A 15,687-nucleotide genomic window follows, 5' to 3' on the forward strand; every position below is an offset into this window, starting at 1 on the left:
TTAATTTTAAATTTGTCTAAACTTTTGGGTGCAGTCTATATTTGAATGGCTTTGTTTTTATATGCTCATTAAAAATCCAATTAGGTTTTCTTTTTTGTTTAATCCTAATTTCTTTCTTAAACGGTAACGGGCCAACTCAACCCCACCTGTCGAAATGTTCATAATTTCGGCTATTTCTTTTGTAGACATATTCATTAATAAATAAGTCGATAAATCCAATTCTCTAGGTGAAATAGTCGGATACTGTCCTTTTAGTCGCTTCAGAAATTCGAAATGAACGTTTTTAATGTGTTTTTCCAAGTCTTTCCAACTCTTGTCAGTATTTACTTCTTTTACTATACTTTTATGAAGTTTGCTAAACTCAGCTTTAGTGTTTTCATCTAATATTCCAGTATCAATATCTTTCAGTTTATGAATAATTCCGTTTAAAACTTTGTTCTTTTTTACTACCTGTAAGGAGTTGTTTACTAGTTCTTTATCTTTTGCAAGGATCTTGATTTGAAGTTTGTCGTTTTTAAGCTTCTCAATTTCTTTCTCCAAGTCATGTTGTTCATGTCTAATTTTAGATTCTTTTTCGAGATACAATCTTCTTTGTTCTATAGTTTCATAATACCTATTTTTTCTAATCTTTAATTTAATTCTAACGGAAATTAAATACGCGCCCAATAAGATGAGTACCAAGTAAAATAAATAAGCCAAAAAGTGTCTGTACCAAGGAGGAGATACTGTAAATTCAACTTCAGTAATATTCGATTCGATACCATAACTGTTTCGTGCTCTTAATTTCATTACATAATTGCCTTCTCTCAAATTGGTATATTCTTTTATGGCTGTAGATGACCAGCCGCGCCAATTTTCTTCAAAAGGTTCCAATTTATAAGAATACATTACATTTTCTTGATTTTCGTAAGTTGGCGACGCAAAGGTAAATTTGACGCGATTGTGTTTGTAAGGTATGCTGTATGATTCTAGTTTACTAGTTAGATTTCCAGTTAAAATGGTGTCTCCAGGGTTGGTAAAGCTTTCAATAAAAGCTTTAGGTTTTGTCATAAAAGTGTTTGGAATAGTCGAATTATAATGCGCCAAACGATCTGTTAATCCTATAAAGATGTTTTGAGGATCTATGGCATTTACAGAAATATAATTGTTTACCAAATTCCCTGTTAAGTTGGAGAATATGGCCTGTTTCTTAGTAAAAGTCCCGTTTTTATTTTTTACTAATACACCAAGCGATTCATTAAACGCATACCAGAGATTTCCGGCTGAATCTTCAATTAAAGTGTTGATGGTTGGGATTCCGTTGAATAAATTGGTGATTTTTTTATCTTCAAAAAATGCTTCTTGCTCGACAGAATACCTGTAAAAATGATTTTTTACTTGAAAATATACTTTGCCGTTAATGTTTTGAAGGCTGTTAATTCCTTTAAATTTTTCTGATATATTGACGTGTTTTTTGATGAAATCAAACCTTTGTAAATCTTCAGACAATTTTACTTGATACAGAAAAGGGTTTTTCTTAAGCCATAAATAGTTTGCATCTATTTCTACAGAAAAATTGTTAGTTGTTTCATCAAAACCCTTCACTTGATGTAAGTAGTCGTATCCAGTTGCGGACCTCTTGAAAACTGAAAATCCGTTATAACTTTCGCCTATTATATAGTTTTCATGATCCGGTATTTTTTTAAACCCGAAATAACCTTTATTGTCAAGTATTTTCGAAACTCTGTTGTTTTCAATAATTAACGCTCCACTATTACTAGCGCATATTAAGACATTATTTAAAACTTGAATATTCCAAACTTGCGAAATTGTTCCTTCAACTCTTGTAAACGGACTATCTTTAAATGAGCCTCCCCAAGCGTGATAGAATAATCCTTGGTTTGTAGCCACATAAAGATTTCCATTATGCGTTGTTGATGCGTATACTGTCCCGATGTTATAACTGTAATCAAAATAAGAAAAAGGCGAGTTTTCATTTATAAAAGTAATACCATTGTCGAGTCCAAGCCAGATATTGCTTTTCTTGTCAACAAAAGATGCTAAAATAGTATTGTTTTGGATGCCTTTTTGACGATTTAGATGCTGAATTATTTTTCCGTTCAAATCACAAATAATCGCACCGTCTAATACCGAATTAAGTATTATAAACTTGTTTTTGATGATAGCTCCTCCTAGAGATGTGTTTTTCTTAATAAATTCGTTAGCCTCAGTTGCCCATGGCTTGATAATGCCATTTTCTGACACGAAAAGCCCTTTTTCTAAAGTAGCATATAACAATCTGTTATTTGATAATGGAAAAAGAGACCATATCTCCTTATCGTTAAAAACAGTAGTGCCTTTTATTGCGGTGAGCTTTCTGTTTTTGTATTCAAGCACACCTAATGTTTTATCCTGAAAATATAGACGATTGTTTACTAAGAATGAAAACTGAAATTTATGGGGAGCAGTAAGTGTAGTAACTTTTTCATTTTTTAGAAAAAATACTTTGCTAAAGGATTGAAAGATAATTTCGCCATTAAAAATGTGTATCCTCCAGATGAGATTAATGTTTTCCTTATCTATCGGACTTAATAAATTATATAAAGAATGATATTTTAAAATACCTTTTTCATCGGTTTTAAAATATCCGAATTCGTTATTTCCGCCTACAAATATTCTTCCTAAAGCATCGATTTTCAGGCTTCTAATCTCAGATTTGTTGGGCAAAGAATACTTATGCCAATTTGAACCGTCAAATTGGATCAGACCGCTATTGTTTGCGAAATAAATGTTTCCATTTTTATCCTGATCTATACTCCAGTTTTGAGTACCACCTTTATATTCTGATCTTTTATAATTTTTTATATCTGGAATTCCTATATTTTTTACCTGAGAAAAACTTTTTGTTTGTAAGAAAAATAGCAAAAATAATGTGAAGGATCTAACTACGGATTTCATAAAATTTTAAATATATTTTTATTATAAATGCTTTATTTTGATTTTAGATTGTTGATTTATCAAACAAAATAAATCGTGTTTTTTAAATTATTTTTAATTTATAGCGTATTACTTGCTGTTAAAGCAATGTAATATACGTTTTTTTTAATTAACATTTTTGTAACATTTTTTTTTCAAAATTAAATTGTTGTAAATTAAATAATTAGGTAATAAATGTTGTGTTTTTGTAGTGTGTTAAAATTTAGTTTGAAGTGTTTTTGTAAAGAATTTTAATAGAATGCTTATTAAAATTTAACATTATAATTGCATCAAATTACTAATTAATTAACCAAAATTTTTAGAAAAATGAAATTAACAAAATTATTTATTTTTTGTATTTCGTCTTTGCTGTTTTCAGCTGTTGCATTTGCTCAGGATGTGACAGTAAATGGAACCATTAATGATGAAAGTGGATTGCCCGTCCCAGGAGCGACGGTTTTAGTAAAGGGAACCAATAAAGCAACTGCATCTGACTTCGATGGGAAATTTCAGATCAGCGCTCCTTCAAATGGGGTATTAGTTATTAGTTTCGTTGGTTTTAATACACTAAATGAGGCTATTAATGGAAGGACAAAGATGAATGTGCTTCTTACTGCAACATCTCAAAACTTGAATGAAGTTGTCGTAGTAGGTTATGGTACTCAGAAAAAAGGTCTCATTACTGGTGCTTCAACAAATCTTAAAGGAGAAACGATTAAGGAGTTAAATACAGGATCTGCTATGGAGGCACTTCAAGGTATTGCTCCCGGTATTAGTATTACAAGAACAAATGGCTCACCTGGGGCTGGTACTAAGGTAACTATTCGTGGATTGGGTACGAATGGAAACTCAAATCCGTTGTACATTGTTGATGGTATTTCTGTTGGTAATATTGATTATTTGAGCCCTTCAGATATTGAATCTATTGATGTATTAAAAGATGCGGCTTCTGCAGCTATATATGGATCTAGAGCAGCTAATGGAGTTGTATTGGTTACGACAGTAAAAGGTAAAAAAGGTAGAGCTGCAAGAATTACTTATGACAGTTATTTTGGTATTCAAAATATCTATAAAAACTTAGATCCTTTGAATGCGCAAGAGTATATGTACATTATGGATGAAGGAAGAGTAAATGATGGGTTGCCTCGTCAAGATTGGCAAAAACTTTTGACTAATAATTCATGGTTAAACACTCAATTTCCTGGCGCTGGTACTCAATTAGGAAATGAGATTTGGCAGAAATTACAAAATGGATGGACAGGTACAAACTGGATTAATGAAATGAGTAAAAAAGATGCTCCGATCATGAATCACTCTCTTAACATCACTGGGGGTAGCGAGGACATAACTTACGCTTTTGGAGTTTCTTACTTCGAGCAAGATGGTATTATTGGTGGAGATTTAGTAGATGCAGGTTTTAAAAGACTTACAGCAAGATTAAATACTCAAATGGTTCTTAAAAAGAATGATAGCCATAGCATCATTACTGTAGGAGAAAATGTTACTTACACTAATTCTCAAAATAGAGGGGTTTCTAATGGTAATATTTATGGCAATGATTTGCATAACGCATTAACTGCAAATCCATTACAGCCAGCTTATTGGCAGACTTCAATTGACAGAAATATTGATAAATTTGGTTTTACTCCAACTTTAGATGGTATTTCTACAGGCCAAACAAATCCTTTAGCGGTAATGTTTTATAGAAGTAATTATAATTATCCAAAAGATAATAGAATTACAGGAAATGCCTTCTTAGAAATTGAACCGATTAAAGATTTGAAATTTAGAACGGTTTATGGTATTGATTCTTGGTTTGGATATGGTAGATCTATGAACCCAACATATAATTTGGGTGTGCTTTATCAAGATTATATCAATGGTGCATCTCAGTATTCTTATATTGGAGCTAATTCAACTTGGACAAATACGGTTTCTTATAAAAAACAATTTGGAAATCATAATATTTCTGCTGTTGCAGGAACTGAGTTAATTCAATATTTGGTGAACAACAATGTTAGTGGTTCTAGAAACAATTTAACATTTGGTGAAGATCCGCAATATGCTTACTTAAACAACACAGCTCCAAAAACAATTAATGATATTGGAACTAATGGAATGGACACTTCAGCTGGTGGAGGTGGTATTATGTCTTATTTTGCTAGAGCACAATACGATTATAAAGAAAAATACCTTCTTTCAGCAACAATACGTGCCGATGGTTCTTCTAACTTTGCTGAAGGCAAAAGATGGGGGTATTTCCCTTCTGTTTCTGCAGGTTGGGTAGTTACAAAAGAAGATTTTATGGATAGCTCTTCAAAATGGCTTAATTCATTAAAATTGAGAGGAAGCTGGGGGCAAAATGGTAACCAAGATATTCCTAACTTTTATTACTCTTCAAATATTGCGTATGTTTTTCCTGGATACTTTTTTGGAGATACAAAACCAATTTCTGGAACTACAGCTTATCCAGCTAGAGTAACAAATCCAGATTTAACTTGGGAAACATCAGAGCAATTAGATTTTGGTCTTGATGCAAGTTTTTTTGATTCAAGATTAAATGTGACTTTAGATTGGTATAATAAAACTACTAAAGACTGGTTAGTTCTAGCAGCAGGAAGAGGAACAGATGGAGCTGCACCTCCTTATTTTAATGGTGGAGATATCGAAAACAAAGGTTTTGAGTTTTCTGTAAATTGGAATGATAAAATTGGAGGCTTTAAATATGGAGCTACTGTAAGTGGTGCATTCAATAAAAATAAAGTTACTAGAATTGCAAATGCTGACGGAATATTACATGGTCCTTCTAACGTATTGTCTCAAGGAACAGGAGAAATCTCAAGAGGTAAGGTAGGTTACCCATTAGGTTATTTCTACGGCTTTAAAACAGCAGGAATTTTGCAAAATCAACAAGAAGTTAGTGAATATGTTGGTCCAAATGGACAACCTTATTTTAGCGATCAACGTCCTGGTGATGTTCGTTTTGTTGACCAAAATAATGACGGTGTTATCGACGAAAGCGATAAAGTTTACCTAGGGAATCCAAATCCAGATTTTGAATTAGGGATTCAGTTAAATTTTGAATACAAAAATGTTTACTTGAACACTACTATGGCTGGTAAATTTGGTATGCAAGTTATGCAGTCATATAGATCTTTTGCGGATAGTCCTGCTCAAAATTATACTTCTGATGTTTTTGATCGTTGGCATGGAGAAGGTACATCTACTAAAATGCCTAGATTAAGTGCCACTTCAAATAGAAACAGCAATTATGTGTCAGATATTTATATGCAAAATGCAGATTATTTGAGAATAAACAACTTAACGTTAGGTTATAATTTCAACGAAATATTTAAAGATTTCAAGTTCATCTCAAATCTTAAATTTTATGTTGCAGTAAATAACCTATATACATTTACTAAATATGATGGTATGGATCCAGAAGTTCGTTGGTCAGGAGATAATACAAATGCTCCTTGGGCTTCAGGAATTGATTTAGGTTTGTATCCACAAGCTAGAACGGTGATGTTTGGTTTAAGTGCTGATTTTTAATATAAATACAATTACAATGAAAAAAATAAAATATTTAGTAGCGATTTCGGCTGTATTTATTGTAGCGAGCTGTGATGATTATCTTGATACTGATAATTTGACAGAAAAGAGTTTAGAGAATTTTTATAAGACACCTCAAGATATTGAAGAAGCAACTGCTGGAGTTTATAACGCTATTTATACAAATAATGTGCATAGTGAGGAGCAGATTGCAGCCAATCTTATGGATAATATGATGTTAGGAGGAGGAGGTCCTGATGATAAAACAGCTAAATGGGTTGATAATTTTGAAGATCCTGTAGATGATACCTATTTAGATATGTGGGTTCAGTCTTATAGAGGTATTGCGAGAACAAATGCAATTATAGAGAAAACGCCTCTTGCAGATTTTAGCACTTATTTTAATACTCCTGCTGAAGCTGATCAATTTAAGCAACAAGCAATTGGAGAGGCTTATTTTATGAGAGCATTTTTCTACTTCAGATTAGCTAAGTTTTTTGGAGGAGTTCCATTAATCATAACTATTGATGGGAAAAAAGATGGGCCAAGAAATACTTATACTGAAACATTTGCACAGATTGCATCAGATTTAAAAAAGGCAATAGAAATAATGCCAGCCACGCCATTTCCAAGTATTCCAACATCTAGATATGGTCATGCTAATAAATGGGTTGCAGAAGCGTATTTAGGACGTGTATTTCTCTTTTACACAGGTTATATGACAAATATGGAGAAACAAGCTACTGAGGAATTGCCTTTGGCAGAAGGAGGATCTTTGAATGCAACACAAGTAGCAAGTTATTTAACTGACTGTATGACTAATAGTGGACATGCTCTGGTTCCTGATTTTAGAAATCTTTGGCCTTACTCTTATGTTAATAAAGCTTCTGGAAATAATGTTTTGCCATGGGCTGCAACAGAAGGTTTGTCATGGGTAGGACAAGATGGTGTTAGTCCAACATTTGGAACTGGAAATTATGAGACAATGTTTGTTCAGCGTTTCTCTTTTGGAGATTGGTCTTGGACAAATGGTAATATTTATACTAATAGATTATGTCTGTTCTCTGCATTACGCGGTAATTCATTAGTGCCATTTGGAGAAGGATGGGGCTGGTGTACAGTAAATCCAAGTTTATACAGTAACTGGGAAGAACGCGATCCAAGAAAAAGAGGCTCTATACTTGAAGTAGGTAAAGCAGATCAAGGAACAGCTGGTTACGCGCAAGATAAAGGAGATCATGAGACAGGATATTTCAATAAAAAATATATTTCTCTACAATACCCTAATGCAGGTGGAACTACTGTCGGAATGTTTGTTCAATTGTACAACTGGTCTAATACTGATATGCAATTAATGCATGCGCAAGATTTTATCTTTATGCGTTACGCAGATGTATTATTGATGCATTCTGAGATTACTAAAACAGCAGCAGGATTAAATGCAGTTAGAGCAAGAGCAAAACTGGATCCAGTTGGATATTCACTTGAAAACATTAAAGCAGAGCGTTTGCATGAATTTGCTTTCGAAGGATTGCACTGGTTTGATTTAATTCGTTGGGGAGATGTTGACAATGCGTACAATAGCATGATTCCAGTTAGAAATTCAGGTACTGCAGCAAATTACAGCGTAAAATATAGACCAGAGACTAAAGGTTTGGTTTCTATGCCTGAAACAGAACTTAGACTATCAAATGGAGTTTATGCACAAAATCCAGGGTGGTAAAATTTAACAATATTAATATAGATAAATATGAAAATCAATAAAATATTATATCTTCTTTTGGCTCTTTTTACGTTGACTTTTTCAGCATGTGACCCAATAGTAGATGAACAGCATTTAACGAATTCTACTGACGTTGCTGGAGTTGAATTAGTAGCTACTCAAAGTACGCCAGGTGGAAATAAGATCACTCTTAATATGACAACTCCAGGTGTGACTGGATATTGGGATTATGGTTTAGATAAAGCGCTAACAAATGAAGTAACGTTTGTTTATCCTATTCCAGGAAAAGCGACATTTACTTTTGTTGGAACTCTAGGTGCTGAATTTTTTACTAAGACGATTGATGTTCAAATTGATCAGTTAGACACTCCTTTAGAGCAAGACTGGTATGATTTAGTTGGAACTAATACGGCAGCTGGTAAAACGTGGGTTTTTGATGGTACGCAAGGTTCTGGAAGATTCTGGTGGTTTATGTCTCCAAATGGAAGTGCTGAAAGTGCTATGACAGCTTGGTGGAATGCTGGGGATTGTTGTCCTCCAAGTGATGCATTAGGGAAAATGCATTTTGATCTAGATGGAGCAGCAAATTACAACCATTATGAAACAGCAAGTGCTACACCGACAAAAGGAAGCTTTAAACTGGATATCAAAAATAAACAGTTGACTATCATAAATTCAAAAATGTTAGGTTCAGCTGCAGGAAATGCTGATGGTGTTTATACTATCGTAAGTCTTGAAGAAGACAAAATGATTCTTTATTTAAGTAATAGTGAAACATATGGAACAGGTTGGACGTTTGTTTTCAAACCTGAATAATAATATTTTGTGTTAGTTATTTCGAAAAAGGAAGACTAAAAGATTCCTTTTTCGAATTTCAAACATCTTATGCTTCGTTACGAATAAAACGTAAGTGTATTTTGAAGATTTAAACTATGGTTAGTTTAAGTTAAGTTTATTGCCTGGGTAGCCCATAATCTCGATTATGGGCTATTTTTTGTTATAGTTGAAATAGTTAAATATACTGTAAAATATGCCTATAAAGAGAGAATGTAGAGGTAAAAGCTTTGCTCTAATTCAATTTCTGCACTGTATTCTGATACAATTCTATATTCTTTTCGTGTAGAGCAATACTAAAGAATTTGGGAAGTAAGCAGGATCATTTTGCTATCTCTCTTGAATGATTATTAGAAATTGTTTCTTCTCTTGTATTATAAGTTTATCAATCTTCTGGTAGGTCTTGAAATTTAGAATCTGATAGAAAGTGAACATAACTTCATTATTTGCATCAAAACTGACTTTTTTCTCCATTTTTTGAGGTGAATATTTTCAATTTTTTATTTATAAATCGCTACAAAAGTAAAATATTTCTTATAAATTTATCAAAAATAAGATTTTTCTTTCGATAAAAAATATTATCAATAATGTAAAAAAAGTAAGGTAAAAATATGATATTCTCTATTTTTTGATTTTTGTTAAAATTGAGCTTAATGTTATTGTAATTGTCTATATTATAGTTGTTTATGTGTTGGTTAGTACTACTATCACGTTGTAGTTTTAATAATTTTTAATAAACTTTTCGTACAGAAATATAGTGTAGTGTTATTTTTTTAAATTAACTTTTCTTTAGTACTATTTTTTATTTTTTTAATTATTTAATAATCAAATAATTATGATTTTTTTGATGTGTTTTTATAATATTATTTTTTTCAATTTGATGTGTTTTTGTAGTGACTTTAAGATGTGAAAAGTGAAAATTTAATTTTAGTATTGCATCAAATTACTAATTAATTAACCAAAATTTTTAGAAAAATGAAATTAACAAAATTACTTGTTTTTTGTATTTCATCTTTGTTATTCTCGGTTATAGCTGTGGCTCAGGATGTCACAGTAAATGGAATAATTAATGATGAAAGCGGTATGCCTGTTCCAGGTGCAACAATTTTATTAAAAGGTACTACAAAATCTACTGCATCAGACTTTGACGGGAAATTCCAGATTCAAGCGCCTTCAAACGGATCATTAACAATTACGTTTATTGGTTATGCTACAGTAACTGAAGCTATAAACGGAAGAACAAAAATTACAGTTCAATTAAAACCAGAATCACAATCTTTAAATGAGGTTGTTGTTGTTGGATACGGTACTCAAAAGAAATCTGTTGTAACTGGAGCAATTTCTAGTGTGAAAGCATCAGATTTAGAAGATTTACCAATAACAAGGGTTGAACAATCTCTTCAAGGTAGGGTTTCTGGAGTTACCATCGCAGCAAATGCAGGACAGCCAGGGTCTTCTTCTACAATACGTGTAAGGGGTATTACTTCTTTTGGTAACAATGAGCCTTTATGGGTTGTTGATGGTGTAATTGTAGATTCAGGAGGGATTGGTTATTTGAATCAGTCGGATATTGCTTCTATGGAGGTTTTAAAAGATGCAGCGTCTCAAGCGATCTATGGTGCTAGAGCAGCAGCTGGGGTTATCCTTATCACAACTAAAAAAGGTAAATCTGGAAAAATGAGTGTAAACTATAATGGGTACACTGGATTTTCTGCAGCAGCAAGAAAACTTGATTTGTTAAATGCTACTGAGTATGCAACTATAATGAATGAAAGATATGCAAATGGTTATACAGATACTTCTAAACCGTACGATCTTCCATACAAAAACGTATCTTCTTATGGAGCAGGGACAGATTGGCAAAAAACAATCTTCAATGATAACGCTCAAAGAACAGGTCATGAATTAAGTTTATCAGGAGGAAATGATGTATCTACTTTCTACGTTTCTTTTGGTTTATTAGATCAGGAAGGTATTGTAGCTACTCCAATTTCTAACTACAATAGAAAAAACATCCGTTTAAACTCAACACATAAAATTGTAAAAGGATTAACTTTTGGTCAAACTTTAGGTTACTCTCACGAAAAAACGGTTGGTATTGGAAATACAAATAATGAATATGGAGGGCCATTAAGTTCTGCTATCAATTTAGATCCAATTACACCGGCGATTGTTACAGATCCAGCTGTTGCAAATCAATCACCATATACTTTGGATTATGTTTTAAGAGATGTAAATGGAAATCCTTACGGAATTTCTCAAAAGGTAGTTCAGGAAATGAGTAACCCTTTAGCATACATTCAAACTAGATTAGGTAATTATGGATGGGCAGATAATTTTGTAGGTAATGCTTACTTAGAAGTAGAAGCGATTAAAGGTTTAAAATTTAGAACTACATTAGGGGGTAAATTGTCATATTGGGGCTCAGAAAGTTTTACTCCACAATATTATTTTAACTCTTCTACTATTAATGCAAAAAATAATTTGAGTAGAAATACTAATAAAGGTTTTGGATGGAACATTGAAAACACTGTTTCATATGCAAAGCAAATTGCAGATCACAACTTTTCAGTTTTAATAGGACAAGGAGCTTATGTGGATAATATCACATCGGGTTCTACAGTAACCTATTTTAATGTACCTTATACTAATTTTGATGAGGCTACTTTCCCGACCGATCATCCGCAGGACGACATTACAGCTTCTGCTTACAATGGTTATGAGCATAAAGTAACGTCATTATTTGCAAGAGCTAATTATGATTACAAAGAGAAATATTTATTTACAGGTATTGTACGTCGTGATGGTTCCTCTCGTTTTGGTCAAAATTACAAATATGGAACTTTTCCTTCATTCTCATTAGGATGGGTACCAACTAAAGAAAACTTCTGGCCAGAAAATAAGGTAGTAACGCAATTAAAGTTTAGAGGAGGATATGGAATTACAGGTAGTGATGCTATTGGAGATTTCAAATATTTAGCAACTATTGGTGCGGGACGAAATTATACTATTGGAAATCAAGGTTCAGTAGTTGTTGGTAATAGTCCAAATGCGCCAGCAAATCCAGACTTGAAATGGGAGGAAACTAGCCAAGCAAACGTTGCTTTTGATGTTACTTTCTTCAATGACTTATCATTAACGACAGATTTTTATATTAAAAAATCTACAGGTATTTTACAGGATATTGATTTACCTGGTCACGTTGGTAGTACTGGAAGACCTTCTGCAAATGTTGCTGACATGGATAACAAAGGGGTTGATTTAGAACTTTCTTATCGTAAAAAAATTGGTAAGGTTGGTTTAAACATTAGTGGAAACATTTCTTATTTAGAAAATGAAGTAACTAACTTAGGAAAAGATATTCAGTTTATTTCTGGAGATGCTACTTTCCAAAATATGGGTGCAGTAACAAGAACACAAGTAGGACAATCTTACAACTCTTTTTACGGATTTAAAACTCAAGGGATTTTTCAAAATCAAGCAGAAATCAATGCTTACACAAATGCTTCAGGTGGTTTAATTCAACCAGGTGCAAGACCAGGAGATTTCAGATGGCAGGATCTTAATGGAGATGGTACAATTACAGATGATGATAAAACTTTCATCGGAAGTCCACTTCCAAAATACACATATGGTTTCACAGTTAATTTAGATTATAAAAACTTTGATTTGTTAATCTTTACTCAAGGAGCGATTGGAAACAAAATTTTCCAAGGATTACGTCGTCTAGATATTACAGATGCTAACTACCAGACTTCTGCTTTAGGCCGTTGGACTGGAGAAGGATCAACTAATTCATATCCAATTTTATCAACTGTTGATAACAATAAAAACTTCTCAAGACCATCAGATTTTTATTTAGAAGATGGGGATTACTGGAGAATTAAAACAGTTCAAATTGGTTATAATCTTCCAAGTGATGTTGTGTCAAAAGCGGGTCTTTCAAAAACTAGGCTTTATTTAACAGGTGAAAATTTATTGACATTTACAAGATACTCTGGTTATGATCCAGAAATTGGTGGAGGAGTTATGGGTATTGATAAAGGTTATTATCCACAAGCTAGAACTATTATGGTAGGGGTTAATTTACAATTTTAAAATTAAAGATTATGAAAATTAAAAATATAAAATATTCATTCATTGCTGTTGGACTTTTGCTTCTTAGCTCTTCTTGTGGTGAAGATTTTTTAACAGTTGAACCTAAAGGACTTCCCTTAGTAGATAATTATTATAAAAATGAAGCAGAAGCATTTTCTGCGCTGGTTGCTGTTTATGATATTATGGGTAAACAATCTAAAGGTTTTGAAAACATGATCACTATGCTAAATGCTGGTTCAGATGATTTCTATGCCGGAGGAGGAGGGCCTGGTGATGGCGCTGGTATACATGCTTTTGATAATTATACACTTGACAAAATAAATATGCCAAGAAGTTATTGGGGTGATTTTTTTCAGGGAATAGCCAGAGCAAATATTTTATTGGTAAAATTGCCAGATGTGGATATGCCAGATACGAAAAAAGCGCGTTTTGCAGCAGAAGCAAAAGCATTGAGAGGATATTTCTATTTTGAGTTAGTAAGAACATTTAGAAATTTACCATTAATTCTGACTCCAATTTCGCCAGCGGAAGGGTATAAAGTTACTCAAGTTGCTCCAGAAGAAATTTATGCACAGATAGAAAAAGACTTAATAGAAGCAAAAGCAGTACTTCCTAGTAAAGTTGATGTTCCAACAGAAGGTGGTCGTCTTTCAAAAGGAGCAGTGCAAGCGCTATTAGGTAAAGTTTATTTGTACGAAGGTAAAAACTCATTAGCAGCTGCTGAATTTGCAGATGTAAATGGTACGCCTGGAGGAACTAGCATGTATGGTTACAAGTTGTTGACTAAATTCTCAGATTTATGGGTAATAAGTAACAAATTTAACTCAGAAGCTATTATCGAAATCATGCATACAGATAAAAGTAATGCAGATTGGGGATTCTGGGGCGGAGGCGCTGACGAAGGAAACTCAGTAAATATTATGGTTGGACCAAGGGGGTATACTAGAGGAACTAATTCGTCTGCACCAGATTATATTTCAGGATGGAGTTTTAATCCAGTTACTAAGAGCTTATATGATGCTTTAAAAGGAGATCCTCGTTTTGATGCCACAATTATGGATATGCTAGCCTTAAAAGCAGGAGGAGCAGAATATTCTACTGGAGATCAGGATACAGGATATTTCTTAAAGAAATTTATGCCTTTAAACTCAGATACATCTACAGGAGGAGGAGCTGCAGCCTTAAATTACAAACAAGATACTTATGCAATTCGTTTAGCAGATACTTATTTGATGGAAGCAGAAGCATTAGGAGGAACTGGGGCTAGGGCACAAGCTTTATTAGATGCTGTACGTGCAAGAGTTGGATTGGCTTCTGTACCAGTATCATTAGATGCAATCGCTAACGAGAGAAGGCTAGAATTGGCAGGAGAAGGACACCGTTGGTTCGATTTAGTTAGAACTGGAAAAGCGGCAACTGTTCTTGCTTCTAGTGGGTTCGTTGCTGGTAAAAATGAGGTTTGGCCTATTCCTCAAAAAGACCTAGAGAATACTCAGTTAGTTCAAAATCCTAATTACTAATTAGTTAATACAATATCATATGAAAATAAATTTAATAAAAAAACAAGGTCTTTTAGCGTTGTTTTTTATGGCGACAGTATTAAGCTTAACTAGCTGTCAACCTGAAGATTCCGTTGAGAATAACGGATTAACCAATGATAATGTCGATGCATCTTTTACAGTTACACCAGTTGAAGGAAAAGTAAATACTTATAAATTGGTGGCTCAGCCAAAAGGAGTTTTAAAATCATTATGGGATATAGGAGCAGGTACTTATTCAGGTAAAATGGAAGAAGAAATTTCTTTACCAGATGCTGGAACGTATACAATTGTGCATACTGCAATTGGTGCTGGAGGTGCGACAGCTACAAAATCACAAGATGTTGTAGTTGCTACATCAGATCCATTAAAAGGAAATTTAGTGCAAGGGGGAACTTTTGCAACTGTTGCAGATCAAGCAAAATGGACAGTTTTAAATCTTAGTTCTACAGGTGCCGCATTCTGGTCATTTGCTAATAACAGTGCAACTATTCACTCTCCAGGAGGATGGGCACAGGAAGGGATTTATCAAGCAATTGATGTTATAAAGGATAAAGAGTATACGATAGATATGAAAGTTTCTTCTACTAGTGGCTCTGATGAAACTTGGTTTGAAGTTTATGCTGGCAAATCAGTTCCACAATCTGGAGTTGAGTACAAAGACAACAAAGTTATGGGATTAAGTACTTGGGATGGTTGTGCAAAATCAGGATTCTCTGGAATGCTTTCTAAAGTTGGCTGCGTCAAAAATGACAAAACAGGTACAGTTTCAAATGTTGTGAAATTCAGTGAAAGCGGAAAAGTCTATTTACTTATCCGTTCTGGCGGCAATACTTTCACTAAAGACGGAATCACAGTTACGAAAATTGAGTTCAGAGGAAAATAAAAAGTTAAGTTAAGTTTAAGTTTAAGTTTGGTTGTAAATAGCCCATAATCATTATGAGTATGGGCTATTTTTTAAATCCTTCATAGGTAGAACTCTATTTT

7 protein-coding genes are annotated in these 15,687 nt (G+C 33.3%); 6 read left to right on the forward strand and 1 reads right to left on the reverse strand.

The window, feature by feature from the left end; translation table 11 throughout:
• Window positions 1-57: 57 nt before the first annotated feature.
• Window positions 58-2,937, reverse strand: coding sequence for a triple tyrosine motif-containing protein (locus tag NU08_RS17885; RefSeq protein ID WP_129748473.1), 2,880 nt, complete (start codon window positions 2,935-2,937; stop codon window positions 58-60).
• Between the two features lie 345 nt (window positions 2,938-3,282).
• On the opposite strand from NU08_RS17885, the gene NU08_RS17890 reads away from it, so the two are divergent.
• The 6 genes from NU08_RS17890 to NU08_RS17915 all read left to right on the forward strand — a co-directional run bounded on the left by NU08_RS17890 (window position 3,283) and on the right by NU08_RS17915 (window position 15,586).
• On the forward strand, window positions 3,283-6,507 hold the full coding sequence (locus NU08_RS17890) for a SusC/RagA family TonB-linked outer membrane protein (RefSeq protein WP_129748474.1): 3,225 nt from the start codon (window positions 3,283-3,285) through the stop codon (window positions 6,505-6,507).
• 16 nt (window positions 6,508-6,523) lie between these two features.
• Window positions 6,524-8,230, forward strand: coding sequence for a RagB/SusD family nutrient uptake outer membrane protein (locus tag NU08_RS17895; RefSeq protein ID WP_129748475.1), 1,707 nt, complete (start codon window positions 6,524-6,526; stop codon window positions 8,228-8,230).
• A 27-nt stretch (window positions 8,231-8,257) separates the two neighbouring features.
• On the forward strand, window positions 8,258-9,046 hold the full coding sequence (locus tag NU08_RS17900; RefSeq protein ID WP_129748476.1) for a hypothetical protein: 789 nt from the start codon (window positions 8,258-8,260) through the stop codon (window positions 9,044-9,046).
• Window positions 9,047-10,039: 993 nt separating this feature from the next.
• Window positions 10,040-13,162: a SusC/RagA family TonB-linked outer membrane protein gene (locus NU08_RS17905; protein ID WP_129748477.1), complete on the forward strand. Its 3,123-nt coding sequence runs from the start codon at window positions 10,040-10,042 to the stop codon at window positions 13,160-13,162.
• A gap of 11 nt (window positions 13,163-13,173) precedes the next feature.
• A complete protein-coding gene (locus NU08_RS17910) occupies window positions 13,174-14,682 on the forward strand; it encodes a RagB/SusD family nutrient uptake outer membrane protein (protein WP_129748478.1) in 1,509 nt (502 codons plus the stop codon).
• A gap of 19 nt (window positions 14,683-14,701) precedes the next feature.
• Window positions 14,702-15,586 carry a hypothetical protein gene (locus tag NU08_RS17915; RefSeq protein ID WP_129748479.1) on the forward strand — a complete coding sequence of 295 codons (885 nt, stop codon included), beginning with the start codon at window positions 14,702-14,704 and terminating at the stop codon, window positions 15,584-15,586.
• Window positions 15,587-15,687 lie beyond the last annotated feature (101 nt).

Source organism: Flavobacterium anhuiense, from assembly GCF_004151235.1.
GTDB lineage: Bacteria > Bacteroidota > Bacteroidia > Flavobacteriales > Flavobacteriaceae > Flavobacterium > Flavobacterium anhuiense_A.

Bases quoted from the DNA above. Each gene is read 5' to 3' on its own strand.
- NU08_RS17895 (WP_129748475.1), top strand. From the start codon at position 6,524: ATGAAAAAAATAAAATATTTAGTAGCGATTTCGGCTGTATTTATTGTA.
- NU08_RS17915 (WP_129748479.1), top strand. From the start codon at position 14,702: ATGAAAATAAATTTAATAAAAAAACAAGGTCTTTTAGCGTTGTTTTTT.
- NU08_RS17885 (WP_129748473.1), bottom strand. From the start codon at position 2,937: ATGAAATCCGTAGTTAGATCCTTCACATTATTTTTGCTATTTTTCTTA.
- NU08_RS17890 (WP_129748474.1), top strand. From the start codon at position 3,283: ATGAAATTAACAAAATTATTTATTTTTTGTATTTCGTCTTTGCTGTTT.
- NU08_RS17910 (WP_129748478.1), top strand. From the start codon at position 13,174: ATGAAAATTAAAAATATAAAATATTCATTCATTGCTGTTGGACTTTTG.
- NU08_RS17905 (WP_129748477.1), top strand. From the start codon at position 10,040: ATGAAATTAACAAAATTACTTGTTTTTTGTATTTCATCTTTGTTATTC.
- NU08_RS17900 (WP_129748476.1), top strand. From the start codon at position 8,258: ATGAAAATCAATAAAATATTATATCTTCTTTTGGCTCTTTTTACGTTG.